The organism is Prevotella sp. 10(H), from assembly GCF_000711235.1.
Classification (GTDB): Bacteria; Bacteroidota; Bacteroidia; order Bacteroidales; family Dysgonomonadaceae; genus Dysgonomonas.
Window position 1 is genome coordinate 867215 of record NZ_JOMI01000007.1, and the last position, 18848, is coordinate 886062.

At 38.5% G+C, this 18848-nt stretch carries 16 protein-coding genes and 1 pseudogene; 13 read left to right on the forward strand and 4 right to left on the reverse strand.

What is annotated here, in order from left to right; translation table 11 throughout:
* The first annotated feature begins 146 nt into the window (after window positions 1-146).
* From K348_RS0115275 to secDF, 4 genes are all read left to right on the forward strand, one after another.
* Window positions 147-1088 (forward strand): RluA family pseudouridine synthase, encoded by a 942-nt coding sequence (locus K348_RS0115275; protein WP_029906246.1) that lies wholly within the window; start codon window positions 147-149, stop codon window positions 1086-1088.
* Window positions 1089-1108: 20 nt separating this feature from the next.
* Window positions 1109-1663, forward strand: coding sequence for a helix-turn-helix domain-containing protein (locus K348_RS0115280; protein WP_029906248.1), 555 nt, complete (start codon window positions 1109-1111; stop codon window positions 1661-1663).
* Between the two features lie 27 nt (window positions 1664-1690).
* Window positions 1691-3340, forward strand: a complete 1650-nt coding sequence (locus tag K348_RS0115285) for an AMP-binding protein (protein WP_029906250.1) — start codon at window positions 1691-1693, stop codon at window positions 3338-3340.
* A gap of 275 nt (window positions 3341-3615) precedes the next feature.
* Window positions 3616-6564 (forward strand): protein translocase subunit SecDF, encoded by a 2949-nt coding sequence (gene secDF / locus K348_RS0115290; RefSeq protein ID WP_029906252.1) that lies wholly within the window; start codon window positions 3616-3618, stop codon window positions 6562-6564.
* Window positions 6565-6696: 132 nt separating this feature from the next.
* On the opposite strand, the gene dnaB is transcribed toward secDF, so the two are convergent.
* Both dnaB and K348_RS0115300 read right to left on the reverse strand, forming a co-directional pair.
* Window positions 6697-8223 (reverse strand): replicative DNA helicase, encoded by a 1527-nt coding sequence (gene dnaB / locus K348_RS0115295; protein WP_029906254.1) that lies wholly within the window; start codon window positions 8221-8223, stop codon window positions 6697-6699.
* Window positions 8224-8395: 172 nt separating this feature from the next.
* Entirely contained in the window at window positions 8396-9391 is a 996-nt protein-coding gene (locus K348_RS0115300; RefSeq protein WP_029906256.1) for a hypothetical protein, read from the reverse strand.
* Between the two features lie 96 nt (window positions 9392-9487).
* On the opposite strand from K348_RS0115300, the gene K348_RS0115305 reads away from it, so the two are divergent.
* From K348_RS0115305 to K348_RS0115345, 9 genes and pseudogenes are all read left to right on the forward strand, one after another.
* Window positions 9488-9835 (forward strand): hypothetical protein, encoded by a 348-nt coding sequence (locus K348_RS0115305; RefSeq protein WP_029906258.1) that lies wholly within the window; start codon window positions 9488-9490, stop codon window positions 9833-9835.
* A 70-nt stretch (window positions 9836-9905) separates the two neighbouring features.
* Window positions 9906-10922: a tRNA (adenosine(37)-N6)-threonylcarbamoyltransferase complex transferase subunit TsaD gene (tsaD, locus tag K348_RS0115310; RefSeq protein ID WP_029906260.1), complete on the forward strand. Its 1017-nt coding sequence runs from the start codon at window positions 9906-9908 to the stop codon at window positions 10920-10922.
* 477 nt (window positions 10923-11399) lie between these two features.
* On the forward strand, window positions 11400-12005 hold the full coding sequence (locus tag K348_RS0115315) for a DUF1062 domain-containing protein (RefSeq protein ID WP_029906262.1): 606 nt from the start codon (window positions 11400-11402) through the stop codon (window positions 12003-12005).
* Window positions 12006-12331: 326 nt separating this feature from the next.
* Complete coding sequence (locus K348_RS0115320; protein ID WP_029906264.1) at window positions 12332-13567, forward strand: M48 family metallopeptidase; 1236 nt, start codon at window positions 12332-12334, stop codon at window positions 13565-13567.
* A gap of 77 nt (window positions 13568-13644) precedes the next feature.
* Window positions 13645-14187 carry a hypothetical protein gene (locus K348_RS0115325; protein WP_029906266.1) on the forward strand — a complete coding sequence of 181 codons (543 nt, stop codon included), beginning with the start codon at window positions 13645-13647 and terminating at the stop codon, window positions 14185-14187.
* A gap of 112 nt (window positions 14188-14299) precedes the next feature.
* Window positions 14300-14758 (forward strand): annotated as a pseudogene (locus K348_RS19440) (hypothetical protein); the annotation flags it as partial.
* Window positions 14759-15307: 549 nt separating this feature from the next.
* Window positions 15308-16072 carry a hypothetical protein gene (locus tag K348_RS0115335; RefSeq protein WP_029906270.1) on the forward strand — a complete coding sequence of 255 codons (765 nt, stop codon included), beginning with the start codon at window positions 15308-15310 and terminating at the stop codon, window positions 16070-16072.
* Between the two features lie 228 nt (window positions 16073-16300).
* Window positions 16301-17524: a CinA family nicotinamide mononucleotide deamidase-related protein gene (locus K348_RS0115340; protein WP_029906272.1), complete on the forward strand. Its 1224-nt coding sequence runs from the start codon at window positions 16301-16303 to the stop codon at window positions 17522-17524.
* Window positions 17525-17610: 86 nt separating this feature from the next.
* A complete protein-coding gene (locus K348_RS0115345) occupies window positions 17611-18039 on the forward strand; it encodes an SRPBCC domain-containing protein (protein WP_029906274.1) in 429 nt (142 codons plus the stop codon).
* 16 nt (window positions 18040-18055) lie between these two features.
* On the opposite strand, the gene yidD is transcribed toward K348_RS0115345, so the two are convergent.
* Together yidD and rnpA are read right to left on the reverse strand one after the other, a co-directional pair.
* A complete protein-coding gene (yidD, locus tag K348_RS19080; RefSeq protein ID WP_081852592.1) occupies window positions 18056-18277 on the reverse strand; it encodes a membrane protein insertion efficiency factor YidD in 222 nt (73 codons plus the stop codon).
* Window positions 18274-18696, reverse strand: coding sequence for a ribonuclease P protein component (rnpA, locus tag K348_RS0115350; RefSeq protein WP_029906276.1), 423 nt, complete (start codon window positions 18694-18696; stop codon window positions 18274-18276). Before rnpA ends, yidD begins: the two co-directional genes overlap by 4 nt.
* Between the last annotated feature and the right edge of the window lie 152 nt (window positions 18697-18848).

Here is an 18848-nt window from a genome sequence, read left to right on the forward strand (position 1 = left end):
AAAGATAATAATTTTGTTTAAACGGCAATCTTCTGTATTTCTGAATTATATCGGGCATGAAAAATTTAATATCAATTAATACAGGCTAAAGCCCTTTTGAATTTATAAAACTCTTACCTTTGCCCCTAATACATTGAACAGATCAAATGGGAAATACTTCAGGAAAAGATATTGCATTACAGGAATTAAAAGTTACACAGCCGGGCGAACTATTAGAATTTCTTATCGAAAATCAAGTCAGAAAAAGCCGTAGCGCTATTAAATCTTTATTAGCCCACAAGCAAATAAAAGTAAACGGAAAACTTGTTACCCAATTCAATCATGCACTGGAAAAAGGAGACAAGGTTTCAGTAATGAAATTCGATCAGTCTCGGAAAGAAAAAAAACTGAAAGGCTTAAAGATTGTATTTGAAGACGACGATCTCTTTGTCATCGATAAAGAGGCTGGTTTTTTGTCGGTTTCAACTGACAAGGAAAAACTACGTACGATATATGGTGTGCTTAATGAATACGTAAAGAAAAAAAATAAGAACGAACGCGTTTTCGTGCTTCAACGTCTCGATAGGGAAGCTTCGGGGTTAATGATATTCGTGCGGAGTGCCGAATTGCAGGAGATGTTTCAGAAAAACTGGAATAATCTTGTGAAAGAATATGTTTACACAGCCGTTGTAAACGGAAAGCCGGAGCGAACAAACGGTACAATTACTTCATGGCTCAGTGAAAACAAGAATTTTGTAATGATGTCTTCACTTAATGATAATGGCGGGTTGAAATCTGTCACACATTATAAAGTGATAAAATCTACAGGGCGCTATTCGCTACTCGACTTCGATCTGGAAACAAAACGGAAAAATCAGTTGCGTATACACATGCAGGTGCTGGGACATCCGGTTGTCGGAGATAAAAAGTATGGAGCGACAAATAATCCTATTAAACGTCTTGCACTTCATGTGCGCGAACTGGCATTGAAACATCCTGTTACAGGGCAGCTACTTGAATTTAAAAGCCCTATACCTAAAGCGATGCAGCAGCTATTGACAGTTCCACCTAAGGAACCTGCTTCGAAACAAACTGACAATAAGGAATAAACCTTCAAATAATATACTGTATGAATATAGATATAAAAGAGATAGGTCAGCGGCTTAAAGGACTTCGTGAGGCATTAGATATGACTCAGGAAGAGTTTGCCGCTTCTTGCAGTATTCCGTTGAATGAATATATTGAATATGAAACGGGAGATAAAGACCTTACCATAAGTGTGCTTAAAGGAATTGCAGACATTCATAACGTGGATATGTCTGTACTTATGTTTGCCGACGAGCCGCGGATGAACAGCTATTTTCTTACCCGCAAGGGCAAGGGCTTGGCTGTAAACAGGGTAGAAGTATATAATTATCAGACGCTTGCGGGAGGATTTAACAACCGTAAAGCCGAGATATTCGAAGTGACCGTCGAACCTAAGGCTGATGATGTCGAAATGCATTACAGTTCACACAACGGGCAGGAATTCAATATGGTACTCGAAGGCCGTATGCTATTGCAGATAAACGGCAAGGACTTAATAATGGAAGAAGGAGACAGTATTTATTTCGATTCCAGCCTGCCGCACGGGATGAAAGCACTCGACGGCGAAAAAGTCCGCATGATAGTAGTTGTTCTCTAATATTCATATTTAACTCTTAACTAACCCATGTTAGAAAGATTTTTGAAACAAACGCATTTTACATCCACTCAGGATTTTGCAGAGAATTACCATGTTCAGATACCCGAAAATTTTAATTTCGGATACGATGTTGTAGATGAGTGGGCAAAAACAAATCCGGATAAAAGGGCAATGTGCTGGACTAATGATCTGGATGAGCATATAGACTTCACATTTGCAGATATGAAAGAATACAGCGACCGTGCTGCCTCATATTTCCAGTCGATAGGTATCGGCAAGGGTGATATGGTAATGCTGATTCTGAAACGCCGGTATGAATTCTGGTTTGCAATCATCGGGCTTCATAAGATAGGGGCAATTGCGATTCCGGCAACACACTTACTTACAAAGAAGGATATAATATACCGGAACAATGCTGCAGATATAAAAGCTATACTTTCTGTAGATGATGAAATTGTTATCCGGCATATAAATGATGCACAGGCAGAATCTCCAACAGTCAAACATCGTATTATATGCGGTGCAAATGTTCCTTCGGGCTGGGAAGATTTTCATCAGGGTATGAAAAATGCTAAACCTTTTGTAAGGCCTGAATATGTAAATACGAATGATGATATATCTCTCCTTTATTTTACATCGGGTACTACCGGTGAACCCAAAATGGTAATTCATAACTTTACATATCCGCTCGGACATATCGTCACAGCTAAATACTGGCACAACCTGAATGAAAATAGCCTTCATCTGACTGTTGCGGATACCGGATGGGCAAAAGCAGTATGGGGAAAGATTTACGGGCAATGGATTGCAGGAGCTGCAGTAATGGTATACGACCATGAGAAATTTACGCCGCAGTCGATGTTGCAGATAATACAAAAACATAAGGTGACATCTTTTTGTGCGCCACCTACCATTTTCAGATTTATGATACGGGAAGATTTATCGCAATTCGATTTATCTTCACTCCAGTATGCTACTACAGCAGGCGAAGCGCTCAATCCTTCTGTATACAATGCTTTCCTTGAAGCTACGGGTATAAAGATGATGGAAGCTTTCGGTCAGACCGAAACTACTCCTACTATAATAACCTTCCCATGGATGGAACCTAAGCCCGGAGCAATGGGCGTACCGAATCCAGCTTATGATATGGATTTGATAGCAGCAGACGGACGTTCGGTAGAAGACGGGGAAGTAGGAGAGGTTGTAATTAAGACGGACAGATGGAGGCCTCTCGGATTATTCATAGAATATTACAGGGATGAGGCTTTGACTAAGCAGGTTTATCACGATAATGTTTACCATACAGGCGATATGGCATGGCGCGACGAAGACGGATATTACTGGTTTGTCGGCCGTAGCGACGATGTCATAAAGAGTTCAGGCTATCGCATCGGGCCATTCGAAGTCGAGAGTGCACTGATGACACATCCGGCAGTAGTAGAATGCGCTATAACGGGTGTTCCGGACGAGATCAGGGGACAGGTGGTAAAAGCTACAATTGTATTGGCACAGGACTATAAGGATAAGGCAGACGATCATCTTAAACTGGAAATACAGAATCACGTAAAGCAAGTGACAGCACCATATAAATATCCGCGTATTATAGAATTTGTAGACGAATTGCCGAAAACAATCAGCGGTAAGATAAAACGGGCTGAAATAAGGAAACAGGAGTAATTAGCAAATTCGGAAATTAGCAAATTTAAAAATGATATATTTGACTGATTTTTCATTTGCTAATTTACAAATTTGCTAATATAGAAATTAGCTATTTTCTTTATATATTATTATGATTTGTAAAGAATAAAAGATTATATTTGCACGCCTAAAAGTGTGTGTATGTCTAAGACTAGCCTTATTTTCTAATAATGGTCGTCGGATATACTCGTATTTTGTTTATTTTTAAAGAAATAGAAATAATATAAGTAAATTAACAAAAAGTAAAATCTAAAATGCAAAACAAAGGATTTGTAATCACGTTTTCCATTCTGCTTACATTAGTCTGTTTGTATTATCTGTCTTTTACGTTTGTAACAAGAAGTTATGACAAAAAGGCGGAACAATACGCAACGGCTTATGCTGAAGCGAATGCAAAAGGTGATCAACAACTGCAAGACGAGTTGTATAACAGACAATACACTCACTACCTCGACTCTATGTCGACCGAAAGGGTTTGGTTTACTTTTTCCATCTTTGGTGCTAAAGACATGGGTTACACCCTGAAAGAGTGCCGTGAGAAAGAAATAGGACTGGGACTCGACCTTAAGGGTGGTATGAGCGTTATTGTAGAAGTAGACGCTGCGGCCGTATTACGTTCGTTAGGAGACCCTGACAACGAAGCATTCAATACAGCGCTGGCTGAAGCTTCTGAAGAAAACAGAAAAGGTAGCAACCGTGACTATATCACTATTTTTGTAGATAAGTTCAGAGCAGCTAACGGAAACGACAGGCTGGCCGGAATATTTACTACAAAATTACGCGACCAGATACAACCGAATGACAGGGATGATAAAGTTATCGCTGCTTTAAGAACAGAACTACAGAGTGTAGCAGATAACTCGTTTAATGTACTTCGTACACGTATTGACCGTTTTGGGGTTGTTGCTCCGAACATTCAGAAGCTTGATAATCGTGCTGAGCGTATTATGATTGAACTTCCGGGTATAAAAGAACCGGATCGTGTAAGAAAGCTATTGCAGGGAAGTGCAAACCTTGAGTTTTGGAAAACATATACCGTAAATGAAATACAAGGATATATCAATGTCTTGAACGAACGCTCGCGGGAAGCTTTAGAATCTTTGAATGCGACTGACTCCACTTTAGTAAGTGACTCTGTAAAGGCATTGGATACACGTACTCTTGGCTTTACTAAACCATTTATGGAGAACTTCAGAAGTGGTGGTATGGGAGCTATGGTAGGTATTGTTCATAAAAATGATACTGCGGCCGTAAATGCAATTCTGCGGAAATATCAGGATGCGTATCCACCGGATTTGAAATTTGCATGGGGATTCAAAGCAGAAGACCTAAGAGAAACAGAAATAACATTGTATGCGCTTCGTGGAGATGGTCTTAAGAAAGGACCTGCTTTGGACGGTGAGGTTGTAGTTTCTGCAAAAGCCGATCAATCTCAGCACGGTGCTGCATGGGAAGTTGATATGCAAATGAATACAGTCGGTACTCAGCGTTGGGCTGCAATTACAGGAGCAGAAGTAGGTCGGTCTATAGCTATTGTGCTTGACGGTTCTGTATATTCAGCGCCTAACGTAAATGGTAAGATCGATGGCGGACGCTCTCAGATAACAGGTAATTTTACTCCTGAGGATGCGAAAGACTTGGAGAATGTATTGAGATCGGGTAAAATGAAAGCAGGAGTGCGTATTGTACAGGAAGATGTTGTAGGTCCGTCATTGGGTCAGGAAGCAATAGAAGCCGGTATGATTTCATTTATACTTGCAATCATTCTTGTAATGGCCTATATGTGCCTTATGTACGGATTTATTCCGGGCTTGGTTGCTGATGCTGCTCTATTAATAAACTTCTTCTTTACGATGGGTATACTTGCTTCATTCGGAGCAGTGCTTACCTTGCCGGGAATAACGGGGCTTATATTATCATTAGGTATGGCAGTCGATGCAAACGTGTTGATATATGAGCGTGCGAAAGAAGAACTGAGAGCCGGAAAGAATACGAAGGTTGCGATTATGGATGGTTATAAACATGCATTTTCTGCTATATTCGATGCCAACCTGACTTCCGTTATCACTGCAGCAATACTTATTATATTTGGTACAGGAGCAATCCAAGGATTTGCCACTACCTTGATTATAGGTATTATTGCATCGTTTATCACAGCAGTATTCCTTACCCGTCTGTTCTACGATTATATGCTGAACAAGGGTAAATTCAGAAATCTTACCTTTACTACTCCTATATCTAAGAACCTGTTTGTAAATACTAAGATCAATTTCTTGGGAATGACTAAGAAGATCATTATTATTTCAGCAGTAATTCTGGTAGCTGGTATTGCTTCCATGTTTATAAACAGTATGAACTGGGGTATCGATTTCACAGGTGGACGTAACTATTTAGTACGTTTTGAACAGAAAGTTACTGCCGGTGATGTTGAAAGATTGTTAGTCCCTGAATTTGAGGGGTCTACCGTGCAGGTATTGACAAGCGGATCTGCAAGTCAGGCTTCCAGTGCAAGTCAGGTACGTATAACTACCAACTATAAAATCGAGGATAACAGCGATGAGGTAGAAACTGAGATCAAAGATAAAATGACTAAGGCTCTTCAGGAATACCTGCCGTCGGGAAGTACTATAGATGATGCTATTCAGAGTTCTCAGCGTGTAGGGCCAAGTGTCGCAGAAGACCTTCAGAAGTCTGCATCGATAGCAGTTGTTTTAGCTATCTTATGTATGGGACTATATATTTTGATTCGTTTCCGCGATATAGCTTTCTCTGTAGGAACATTAGTTGCTGTAGCGCACGATGCTATTCTGGTAATCTTCTTATATTCTATATTATATAAGATTATGCCGTTCTCGATGGAAGTCGATCAATCGTTTATCGCAGCGATATTGACAGTAGTAGGTTACTCTATCAATGATAAAGTGGTTATCTTCGACCGTATCCGCGAGATCAGGACATTATATCCTAAACGCGACGTAACCGAAACTATCAATGAAGCTCTTAACTCGACATTAGGACGTACGGTAAATACTGCATTCAGTACATTGCTGGGTGTATTCATCATCTTCTTACTAGGTGGGGATACAATACGTAGCTTTACTTTTGCAATATTTATAGGTATCATTATCGGAACATATTCATCATTGTTCATTGGTACTCCGGTAGCATGGGCAATGTTGAAAAAGAAACAAGTGAAAGAATAAAACTGATAAGTTATAATATTAAAAGGAGTTGAATGATTTCAACTCCTTTTTTGTTCAACACGAAATTCGATACAAAATAAAAAAGACATTCTTATAAAGAATGTCTTTTTATAATATGATATAGGATTTATTTTAGAACGGAACAAAATCATTCCCCGATCCTTGCATTGGTTGAAAATCCTGACCGGAGGCAGGAGCAGGAGATGATGAGTTAATTTTCGATGAAAAGTTTTGCCCTGCACCGAAATTATAATCGTCATCAATATTCTGGAAACGGGCAAATTCACTCTTGAATCGAAGTAAAACATCTCCTGTGGCACCGTTACGATGCTTGGCAATGATAATCTCTGCCAGTCCGATAAGAGAATTACCTTTATCGTCTTCAAAGATCTTATAATATTCAGGACGGTGGATGAAGCAAACCATATCGGCATCCTGCTCAATGGCTCCTGATTCGCGAAGGTCGGATAGTTGCGGTCGCTTTCCTTCGGCACCTGCACGCCCTTCTACACCACGATTTAGCTGCGATAAGGCAATGATAGGGATATTCAATTCCTTTGCAAGCCCTTTCAATGAACGCGATATCATACTTACTTCCTGCTCACGGCTACCGTAGTTCATCCCGCTTGCATTCATCAATTGAAGGTAGTCGATAATAATCATCTTAATGCCATGCTCGCGTACCAGACGGCGCGCTTTTGTCCTCAACTCAAATACGGAGAGGCTCGGAGTATCATCAATATAGAGCGGTGCGTCGTATAGTTCTTTTATTTTGAAGTCTAACTGTTCCCATTCATAAGGAAGCAGTTGCCCGTTCTTTATCTTTTCGCCCGGTATTTCGCACGTATTTACTATCAGACGATTTACCAGCTGTACATTCGACATCTCCAGTGAAAATAGTGCAACCGGATAACCGTAAGAGACCGCCATATTTTTAGCCATTGAAAGTACAAACGCTGTCTTACCCATTGCAGGACGGGCAGCAATGATTACGAGGTCGGAATTCTGCCAACCGGATGTTATTTTGTCTAATGGAGTAAATCCTGTTTGCAAACCGCTTAGCCCTTCCGGACGATTAGCTGCTATTTCAAGCAGATTTAACGCCTCCTTAATAACCGGATTAATCTGGGTTACGTCCTTTTTTACGTTGCCTTGAGATATTTCGAAGAGCTTACTTTCGGCTTCCTGCATCAGATCATCCACATCGGATGTCTCATCAAAAGCTTTGTTGGTAACAAGCGACGAGAAAGATATCAGCTCGCGCGCCAGATATTTCTGTGCAATGATGCGTGCATGAAATTCTATATGTGCTGCCGATGCTACCTTTTCTGTCAGTTGTGCAATGTAGACAGGACCGCCTACAGATTCCAGTTCGCCGTCTTTCTTCAATTGCTCGACAACAGTCAACATATCTATCGGTGCCTGACGGACTGCCAGATCGACAATTGCACGGTATATTATCTGGTGTATATTATCATAAAAACTTTCGGGTTTCAAAATATCACTTACAAGAGAATAGGCATCTTTCTCGAGCATTAAAGCGCCGAGAATAGCTTCTTCAAGTTCTCGGGCCTGAGGTTGCACTCTGCCTATATCCGGTAATAAATTGTTTTCTTTGGGCTTTCTTCTCCCCTGGGTTTTATTATTTGCGTCAGCCATTGCTTTTGTTAGATTCTCTTCTATTATTATTCAAAGATAAGAGAAATAATGCTAGCAGGCTAGTTAAGTTATGAACAGCTATGTTAATAACTTCTATGTTTTACATCCGTTCTATGCTTACGAAAGCGTGGATATAGTATTAGTTAAAATGTAAAGATTTATATTATAAGCTTTACGGATTATATTTTGATTCTTTTAAAATCGTTTGTGCATCCGTTCCGATAAGGTCTGTGAGGGTGACTCCTTTCTTTTTTGCATACAAGTCTACTATCTGCCAGCCTATCCAACTGCCGATACGTCCGGGAGAATCTTTTGATATCGCAGCGGTATAGGCACCGTCGTTGATGAAACGGGTGATAACCATATGGTCGGTAGAATAGAGATAATTTTGCTTAACGATAGTTTGCCATGTCGATTTCTCATTGTGTTTACTCCACTCATATTGCGTTGTGGTGTATCCGATAAGGTCCTCAGCTTTCTTCTCAGGAAGCAATGCCGACAGGATATAAAGAACTTTCCCTTCATAAATAATTGCCGACAGGAGATTTTGTTGATCTTCCTCATCAGCTTTAATTATGTCACTCATAAGCCATGCTTTGAGATAGTCTCTGACCAGAAACTGAGGTTGCATCTGCTGGCGCTCGAAAGGTTGGAAAAACTCCTGATAAGCACCATAATCGCTACCCAGATATTTATCGGTCGATATGGAAATGAGGTTGTTTAAAATGATCACATTTTCTTTAAACCCTGATACATGCATAGCCAGTTCCGGTAGTTTTCTCCCTCTGAATTTCTCTGCGATACGATCATTGACTTCACCTAGTTCTTCTTCGTAGGATGTAATATCCGCAAATGTTTTCAGGGACTCTTTATAGATATCTATCAACATAGGATGAGCGAAGTACTCCCTCAATGTCGGAAAGAAAGTTCCCGGGTCGCTGTTATCCATTGCTATACGACCGAATGCAGGCAGAAGGAGCGGGTATTTTTCTTTCAGCCCCGATTCTTTTACGGCATCAGGATTTTGAAGATAAGAATATAAATCTTTATCGAAGCGGGTTATCGTAATTTTTTTCTGTGGCGTCTCATCTCCGCTTTTCTTTGTCGTGCCCGAGCAACCAATAAAACATATAATAGCAAATATTATGGGGTAAAATAGATTTTTCATTTGTTTCCTTTTAATATTTCTTCTTTGCGAAGGTAACTTATATTTCTTAAATTTGCGTAGCTTTTACTACGCCATATAATTTAAACGTACAAAATTATGCTTTATTTTAAAGAAGATATCCCCAACAATGACAGTAAACTGATTTATATTTATCAGAATATCACTGTTACAGATATGCAAAAAGAGGTAGAAACGCTTATGCTGTCTCTCGGTTATAAACACTTAGGACAGGGACTTTTTGAAAAAGGAAACAGAGTGATGCGTCTGCTTTTCGGGGCATTTTGCAAATATTTTAAATTCAGGGTATATGTAGATGACTACGACAAAGGTGAAGTAAAAGTAACCGTGTCGAAAGATACGACAGGACTGTCGGGTGGGGCAATAGGTGTGAATCAGGTGAAAAATGAATTCTACAAGTTGTCTAAGGCATTTCAAACAATATAATTAGGAATATGTTATAAGTTTCTATGCATTCAGGAATTTTATAGCTTATAATTCAAATCATATCTCATAAATGACGACCATATTAGGCATAGAATCATCCTGCGACGATACAGCTGCCGCAGTGATACAGGACGGTGTACTATTATCAAATATAATTTCGAGCCAGAAAGTGCATGAAAGCTACGGCGGGGTTGTTCCTGAACTAGCTTCGCGTGCACATCAGCAAAATATTATCCCTGTAGTAGATCAGGCATTGAAGAAGGCCGGTGTAAGCAAGGCCGATCTGACGGCTATTGCCTTTACGCGCGGTCCGGGGCTTATGGGTTCTCTGCTTGTAGGTACGTCTTTCGCCAAAGGCCTCTCATCGGCCCTTGATATTCCAATGATAGATGTGAATCATCTGCATGCACACGTACTGGCGCACTTCATCAAGGAAAATAAAGACGATAGCAATCAGCCTGCATTTCCTTTTCTCTGCCTACTCGTATCGGGTGGAAATTCCCAGATAATTCTTGTCAAATCGTATAAGGATATGGAGATTATAGGCCAGACAATCGACGATGCTGCAGGCGAGGCTTTCGATAAATGTGCTAAAGTAATGGGATTGGGATATCCTGGAGGTCCTGTTGTCGACCGCTTGGCTAAAGAGGGTGATGCTACTAAATTCAAACTGAATAAACCGCACATGGCAGGTTATGATTATAGCTTCAGCGGATTGAAGACATCTTTCCTCTACCTTCTTCGCGACGAGTTGAAAAAAGATCCTGATTTCATAGAAAAAAATAAAGCTGATCTTTGCACTTCGCTTCAGAAGACAATCATAGATGTACTGATGGAGCAATTGCGAAAGGCTGCAAAGGACCTAGGTATAAAAGAAGTTGCCGTAGCAGGCGGCGTATCGGCCAATTCGGGACTACGCACAGCTTTCGAAGATCATGCCAAGCGTTTAGGCTGGAAAATACATATACCGCCTTTCGGTTACACGACCGATAATGCAGCAATGATTGCCATGACAGGCTATTTTAAATATCCGGATGGGGATTTCTGCCCGATGGATGCCGCTCCGTTTTCACGGGTAGTGATGTAAAATAGATTTTTCTTCCCATTCTATTCAAATAAAGCAAAAAGCCTTATCTTTGAATTCAATTATAAACAGCCGTATTTTGGAAACTATTCTTTTGTATATATAATTTCGGGTCTGGTATTGCCTATACCGGCTGACTTTCCAATCTCTGTCTGAACGGCTTCGGACAGATTCTGCTATATTTTATAATAAACAGTTATAATCGGTCATCAACCGATGTATTTATGTATGCTTTATGCTTAGGACATACGTAATTTGAATAAATGTAAAACGAAAATCTCTATATTTTGAAAGTAATCCTTTTATATACTTCACTGTAATATTAGTTCCCGGTACTTCGGACTAATATTCTTTTCGTTTGGGTAATCTGCTCAGATAGGATTCTTATTGTCCGATTTTCAGCAAAAAATAAATCCCGAAGCGACAGAGGTACAGCTTGAGAAAACAGTACACGTCGAAGATTAAGGATTATTTAAAAATATGGGAACAACAAAACACTTTGTCTGGACAGTCATACCTGCCGGCACACCTCTATATAAGAAAAAATGCACTAAATGTAAGAGCAGCGATTATTATTACAGTAGCGACAGGTTTCGTATGAATTCGCAGAAAAGGACTATAGATGTATGGCTGATCTATAAATGTCAGATATGCGATAATACATGCAATATTACAATATTGTCGAGAACGAAGCCCGAACTGATAGACAGAGAATTATATCGAAAATTCAGTATGAATGATGAAGAAACTGCATGGAAATACGCTTTTGATATGGATATAATCAGGAAAAACAAAATGGAAGCCGATTATGATAATATTGAATTTGATATAGTAGGAGATAATATTTCTTTAGAAGATATTGCCAATATGGAAGAAAACTTTATAGAATTTGAAATAAGGGCGGCTTATCATCTCAATATAAAATTGCTTTCCGTCATAAGAAAGGGTCTTAATATCTCTTCCGGCCGTTTGAAGAAAATGCTGGAAGCAGGTAGCATTAAGGTTCCTATGGACAATATAAAGAAATACAAGATCGGTAAGGGGACGTCTTTTACGATTTGCCGTAAAAATCTGACGTCATTATAATATGCCCAAAAGGGTTGCCTGATATATGGATTTAATATCCGAATGCAATCAGGCAAACTTTTTTTATTAATTATATGACAATTAAACTATGAAAGAGGAAATATAAAGCATAGAATAAAGCTAATTTTTGTAATTATTTTAAAAAAATGACTATCTTAACAGCCTTAAAGACAAGCTAGACGATGGAGGCTTACGTGGAAATAAACTTTATATTGAAAAATCTTAACTATTGATAAACTGTAAAGACGTTACACTCATTATTTTATGCATATAATAATATAGGGCTTTTGAGTACATGTCCGGTTCATTATATAATTTTAAAAATTATGTCGACATATCTTATCGTAATACTATTAATTGTCATACTAGATTTTTTTTGGACGCAATATCTTTCGTATCGCAACCGTAAACGGATGAGTCCTGAGATACCCGCGCAACTTGATGGTATTTACGATAAACAGGAGTATGCCCGTCAACAAGAGTATCAGAAGGTTAACAGCAGATTCGGTTTGCTGACCAGTTCCATTATGTTTCTGATCATGCTGCTTGTGCTGTTATTAGGTGTTTTCGGATGGCTAGATGAGATATTGAGGCAGTATATTACAAATGAAGTCACTCTTACATTGGCTTTCTTTGGTATTGTGTATATTGCAAATAGTATAATTTCCCTTCCTTTCGACTATTATGCCACTTTCGTAATAGAAGAACGTTTTTGTTTTAATAAATCTACAAAGGCTGTTTTTTGGCTCGACCAGTTGAAAGGATTTATCCTTACAATAGTTTTAGGAGGTATTATATTTGCCTTATTGGTTTGGTTCTATGAAGCGCTTGGAGACTATGCGTGGCTTTATGCATGGGGACTGGTAACGCTTTTCTCTTTGTTTATGACTTTGTTTTATTCTAATATTATTGTCCCTTTGTTCAACAAACAGACACCTCTTGAAGAGGGGGAATTGCGGGATGCTATCGAATCTTTTTCTAAGAAAGCAGGTTTTGCTGTCAAGAATATTTATGTGATGGATGCTTCGAAACGATCGAGCAAAGCAAATGCTTACTTTACGGGGTTTGGCGCAAAAAAGCGCATCGTATTATTCGATACATTGATTAACGATCTGGATACAAATGAAATAGTCGCTGTGCTTGCTCATGAGATAGGGCATTATAAGAAAAAACATACATTGCAAGGTATGGTAATTTCTGTTTTCTACACAGGTATTATTCTCTTTCTGTTGTCTTTATTCCTGGATAATGAAGAGATTGCTATAGCATTGGGTGGAACAGAGCCTTCATTCCATCTCGGAATTATTGCTTTCTCAATATTATTTACCCCTATATCACTCATTATCGGTATCTTTTCTAGCATTCACAGCCGGATGAACGAATATCAGGCGGATGCTTATGCTGCCGGATTCGGATTGTCAGAACCGTTGATTAGCGGGTTAAAGAAGCTATCTGTCAAATCGTTGAGTAATCTGAATCCTGACCCTCTTTATGTCTTTTTCTATTATTCTCATCCTACCTTACTGCAGCGGATGGATGCATTAAGGAAAATTGACAGCTAAAAGCCACTTTTTTCATAAAATCATTAAACCTTTTGGCTGCAATGCTATCATATATTATATGATAAATGCTTACTGCTATGAAAAAGAATTATTTTATATTGTCAATACTTCCCATTATTTCATTTATATTTTATCAATGTAATGTTGCCTATCCGTATGGAAGTTCCACCGGTAGAACGGTATATGCAGATACCGAAACAGACATACAGCAGGAAAAGCAAAAAATCATAAAGGAGTACAATCTGGATGAGCTTGTAGGGGATAAAAATGATAGGACCGAAGTGAGAAAAGATGTTTTCGGGAACGCTATTATTGAGTATGGCAGGGGAGAAAAGATTGAAGTAAAGAAAGATTTCTTCGGAAATAGTATTATAAAAGATGAAAATGGCAAGGAAATAAAAATCAAGAAAGATATTTTCGGCAAGACGGTAATAGAGGATGAAAAAGGGAAAAAGAGGAAGGTCGAGAAAGATATTTTTGGGGACATTATCATAAAAGATGAAGATGGTAAGAAAACCAAAGTAACTAAAGATATCTTTGGTGATACCTACGTCGAAGATGAAAAAGGCAATAAAAAGAAGGTAAAGACTGATATATCCGGTAGAATTGTCCTTGAATGAATGCCATATTAATATTAAAAAATTAATTCTTATGAAAAGTTATTATATAGTTATATTATCCTGCTCTATCTTATTTGCCGCAAATGCTTATGCACAAGATAAGAAGAAAGAAAAGATCTCGAAAGATATCTTCGGTAATACAATCATCGAAGATGAAAATGGTAATAAGAAAACCATTAAAAAGGACATTTTCGGTAATACTGTTATCGAAGACAATAAGGGAAATAAGAAGACCATAAAGAAGGATATTCACGGGAATACCGTAATCGAGGATAATAAAGGAAATAAGAAAACGATTGGAGAAGATATTTTCGGCAATACAGTTATCGAAGATAATAAAGGCAATAAAACAACTATAGGTGAAGATATTTTTGGGAATAAAGTATTGGAAGACAATAAAGGGTATAAGAAAACTATCAAAAAAGATATTTTCGACAATACAATAATTGAGGACAACAAAGGCAATAAAACGACCATAAAGAAAGACATATTTGATAATACGATAATTGAAGATAATAAGGGTAACAAGACTAAAATAGGAAAAGATATTTTTGATAATACAGTAATTGAGACGAATGGCAGAAAAGCTAAGATAGGACGTGATATATTCGGTTATTTGCAGTATGAGGTAAATAACAAGAAGATAGCTTATCTGGAAAAAGACATTTTCGATGCATGGATATTTACAGATGATAATGGTAACGAATTAAAATATTCGAAAGAATTCTGGGTGGATATTAAGAAGGATTTCAGGGGAGATGAGGAAAAGATCTTCTTTTGGCTGATGGATGTATGCCGTGGGTTGAAGAACTATAAAGAAGAATATAAAGTCGATATATTCGATCATCTTCAGTTCAGTAATAACCGAAACGAAAAAGCATCTTTCTCAAAAAATATATTTGACGAAATGGTCTATGAAGACAGTAAAGGGAATAAAGTGACTTATTCGGAAGATGTCTGGAGGAAAACAAAACGCAAATACAGTTCAGAAAAAAGAGCATTTATCGATATGGTTCAACGCTATTTATTTTAATAAATAAATTTGTAGCTTATGGAATTTCACCATTTTTCAACTCCATTTAATATCGGAACGATATTCATAACAACAAAACGTTGAATCATGCTGAAAAAACTACTTCTTATAAGCTTTCTATCTTCTTTATTCCTGCCGTTTTTTGCGCAGGAAGTGCAAACTATCCATGTAATGGTTGCCTTATGCGATAACAAATATCAGGGAATTGTGAAAGTACCCAAAGGTATCGGGAACGGGCAAGACCCTCATACAAACCTTTACTGGGGATGCGGTTATGGCATAGGTACCTATTTCCGTAAAAGTGCTGACTGGAAAGAAATAAGAAGAATAAAGGCAGATAATGTCCGCCTCGAAAGAATTATATTCAAGCATAAGACAAAGGATTATTATCTTGTAGCAGATGCCTATGACGGACAGTATATAAAAAATTGTACCGAAGATTTCTTTAAGTCTTGTGCTGGAAGTAAAAAAGATACCGTTATGGTTGGTAAAACTATTGTAGGCATTAATGGAAATGCCAAATTGGTGGCTTATGTAGGACACAACGGGCTAATGGATTTTTCTTTGCCTAATAAATATGATAATACGGATGGCAAAACCCGCGATGCAATAATCTTAGCCTGCTACAGCAAAAGGTATTTTACTCCTTATCTTCGTTCGGCAAAAGCCAATCCTTTACTTTGGTCTACCCATCTGATGAGTCCCGAAGCATATACATTCCATGATGCCATAGCTACATATATATCGGGAGGAACTACCACCGCTATACGGGAAAGTGCCGCGCAGGCATATAACAAGTTCCAGAAGTGCGGGATAAAAGGTGCACGGGGATTACTGACTACAGGCTTCTGATATATTATAAGTACGCTCTAAGTTTATCTATACATTGGTTTATATTATAGTCCGGTGATCTTTATTTTGTATTTATGTATTAGCTGAATTCTGTTACTTTTGTTACTTTTTATTTTATAAAACTAATGACTAAAGGCTATCAGATAATAGCTAAAAAAAACGTTACCTTTGTTACTTTTTATAATAAGCAGACGAAACAATATTTGTAATCACTTAGCAATAAAATAAATGAAAGCAGCAATCGTAACTATAGGCGATGAAATCCTCATCGGTCAGATTGTCGATACCAATTCGGCATGGATAGCACAAAAACTTACACTTGCGGGTTTTGAAGTAGAAGAAATGTTGTCGATAGGTGATGATGCCCAACAGATAAAGGCTACGATTGATGACGTTTTTGCCCGTGTGGACGTGATACTGATGACAGGCGGACTGGGCCCTACTAAAGACGATATAACGAAGAAAACACTTTGCGATTTTTTTGGTACTACACTGGTATTTGATAATGCAGTATTGGAAAATATTCAAAACGTGCTGTCCAATGCTATGTCCCTTAACGAACTAACACGTAATCAGGCCTACGTCCCTAAAGATTGCACAGTAATACAAAATAAGGTAGGGACGGCGCCTATCACATGGTTCGACCACATAGGTAAAGTATTGGTGTCTATGCCCGGTGTACCTCATGAGATGCGATACGTAATGGAAAATGAAATTATCCCGCGCCTGCAGGCAAAATACGATCCCGATGCATATCTCAAACGTATATTTATATTGAAGGGGTATACTGAATCGGCTTTAGCGATGTATATTGCCGACTTTGAGGATAATCTGCCCGACGGTTTCGGATTGGCTTATCTTCCTTCGCTTGGATTGATGAAACTGCGCCTCTTTGTGAGGGGAGAGCATCGTTTAGCTGAAATGGCAGAACAAGAGAAGAAACTGGTTTCCTTGCTTGGAGATGCTATTATTGCCGAGAAGGATATCAGCGTAGAAAAGATTCTAGGTCAGCGGCTCTTTGAAAAAGGTTTGACAATCGGCACGGCGGAAAGCTGTACAGGAGGAAATATCGCCCATATGATAACATCCATGCCCGGTTCGTCACGCTATTTTAAAGGTTCGGTTGTTTCGTATGCCAATGAGGAGAAGGTTAATATATTGCATGTAAAGCAGGAATCATTAGACCGGTTCGGCGCTGTAAGTGAAGCGGTTGCTATTGAGATGGCACGCGGAGCACAACAGATACTCAATGTGGATTGCTCTATAGCCACCACAGGAATAGCAGGCCCTGATGGAGGAAGTGATGAGAAACCTGTGGGCACGGTATGGATATGTACCACATATAAAGACAAGTGCGTAGTAAAGAAATATCAATTAGGCAAATTCCGCGAAGCCAATATTATGCGGGCATCTACAAATGGTATGCTGCAATTATTGGAGATGATAGATTAAATTATAAGGAACTCAAATCTGTATTCCTGTAAACATAGCCGTTCTTATATTGTTATTATTTTATTATACACAAAATAATAACAGAAATGAAAAGTGAACCTGTAATAGTGGAAACAGATATTAACGCTCCCGTAGAAAAAGTGTGGGAAGCAATTACGGATGCAGCAGAGATGCAGCATTGGTTTTTCGAAGTCAGTGAATTTAAGCCTGCAGTCGGATTTGAATTCTCGTTTTATAGCGGTGGCGAGGAACAGAAATTTTTGCATGTATGTAAAGTGCTGGAAGTTGAGCCTTATAAATTATTATCCTATAGCTTGGCATATGACGATATGGACGGAGAATCGGTCGTCAGAATAGAATTGTCGGAAAATATGGACATTACTTCTGTAAAGCTTACCCATACAGGAATTGAATCTTTTCCTCAGGACAGGCCGGATTTTTCCAGACCGACTTTCGAAAATGCATGGAAGGAACTCATACAAATATCACTTAAAGAATATGTGGAAAATAAATAAGATGTAAAAAACATCCTTAAGGGACAGGATCATATCCGTGTCCACCCCAAGGATTACACTTCACAATACGTTTGGTTGCCAACCATAATCCTTTAAATGGCCCGTGTTTCTTTATTGCTTGTATAGCATATTCTGAGCAGGTAGGTGTATATCTGCACGAAGGCGGTAGCATAGGGGATATGCTGTACTTGTAAAAATAGACAGGTAATAGAAGTATCCATGATAAAACCTTCTTCATTCCGGCACCCCTTCCCTTAGTTTTGAGATCAATACGGATACCGTTTTCAAAATGGCTTTTTCTATCTCGGTATATTCCGGTAACTCGTTTTTCAGATAGAGAAAAGCAATATCCATTCTTTTACCCTTCTCTTTCAATAATGCACTCAGTTCGTGCTTATTCAGACGATATGCTTCTCTTATCAGGCGTTTTACCCTGTTACGCTTAACGGCACGTTTAAATTTCTTTTTAGAAACGCTGGTGAGAATGGCTGCCAACTGGTGGTTTACTTCCGGTTCATTTTCGACAGTGTATACTACTCTCAACGGATATGCAATAAAAGATTGTCCGGATGAAAAAAGTTTATCTATAGCTTTAGTACTACAGAGTTTTTCTTCTTTGGGAAAAGTATTCTTTATATTGGATAATTCCGTATTCATCTGTTTTTGGTAATAAGATGTCAAAGGTAGGAAGTTTTACTTGTGGTTACTGAATATAATCGGTAGAATTTAGATAAGTTAATATGTATCTGTTTGTTTTGATATTTATAAAGTGTTGTTTATTAGGAATGTATTGCTCTGAACTATTTTTA

Coding starts and splice junctions, on each gene's coding strand:
- K348_RS0115275 (WP_029906246.1), top strand. CDS start 147: ATGGGAAATACTTCAGGAAAAGATATTGCATTACAGGAATTAAAAGTT.
- K348_RS0115280 (WP_029906248.1), top strand. CDS start 1,109: ATGAATATAGATATAAAAGAGATAGGTCAGCGGCTTAAAGGACTTCGT.
- K348_RS0115285 (WP_029906250.1), top strand. CDS start 1,691: ATGTTAGAAAGATTTTTGAAACAAACGCATTTTACATCCACTCAGGAT.
- secDF (WP_029906252.1), top strand. CDS start 3,616: ATGCAAAACAAAGGATTTGTAATCACGTTTTCCATTCTGCTTACATTA.
- dnaB (WP_029906254.1), bottom strand. CDS start 8,223: ATGGCTGACGCAAATAATAAAACCCAGGGGAGAAGAAAGCCCAAAGAA.
- K348_RS0115300 (WP_029906256.1), bottom strand. CDS start 9,391: ATGAAAAATCTATTTTACCCCATAATATTTGCTATTATATGTTTTATT.
- K348_RS0115305 (WP_029906258.1), top strand. CDS start 9,488: ATGCTTTATTTTAAAGAAGATATCCCCAACAATGACAGTAAACTGATT.
- tsaD (WP_029906260.1), top strand. CDS start 9,906: ATGACGACCATATTAGGCATAGAATCATCCTGCGACGATACAGCTGCC.
- K348_RS0115315 (WP_029906262.1), top strand. CDS start 11,400: ATGGGAACAACAAAACACTTTGTCTGGACAGTCATACCTGCCGGCACA.
- K348_RS0115320 (WP_029906264.1), top strand. CDS start 12,332: ATGTCGACATATCTTATCGTAATACTATTAATTGTCATACTAGATTTT.
- K348_RS0115325 (WP_029906266.1), top strand. CDS start 13,645: ATGAAAAAGAATTATTTTATATTGTCAATACTTCCCATTATTTCATTT.
- K348_RS0115335 (WP_029906270.1), top strand. CDS start 15,308: ATGCTGAAAAAACTACTTCTTATAAGCTTTCTATCTTCTTTATTCCTG.
- K348_RS0115340 (WP_029906272.1), top strand. CDS start 16,301: ATGAAAGCAGCAATCGTAACTATAGGCGATGAAATCCTCATCGGTCAG.
- K348_RS0115345 (WP_029906274.1), top strand. CDS start 17,611: ATGAAAAGTGAACCTGTAATAGTGGAAACAGATATTAACGCTCCCGTA.
- yidD (WP_081852592.1), bottom strand. CDS start 18,277: ATGAAGAAGGTTTTATCATGGATACTTCTATTACCTGTCTATTTTTAC.
- rnpA (WP_029906276.1), bottom strand. CDS start 18,696: ATGAATACGGAATTATCCAATATAAAGAATACTTTTCCCAAAGAAGAA.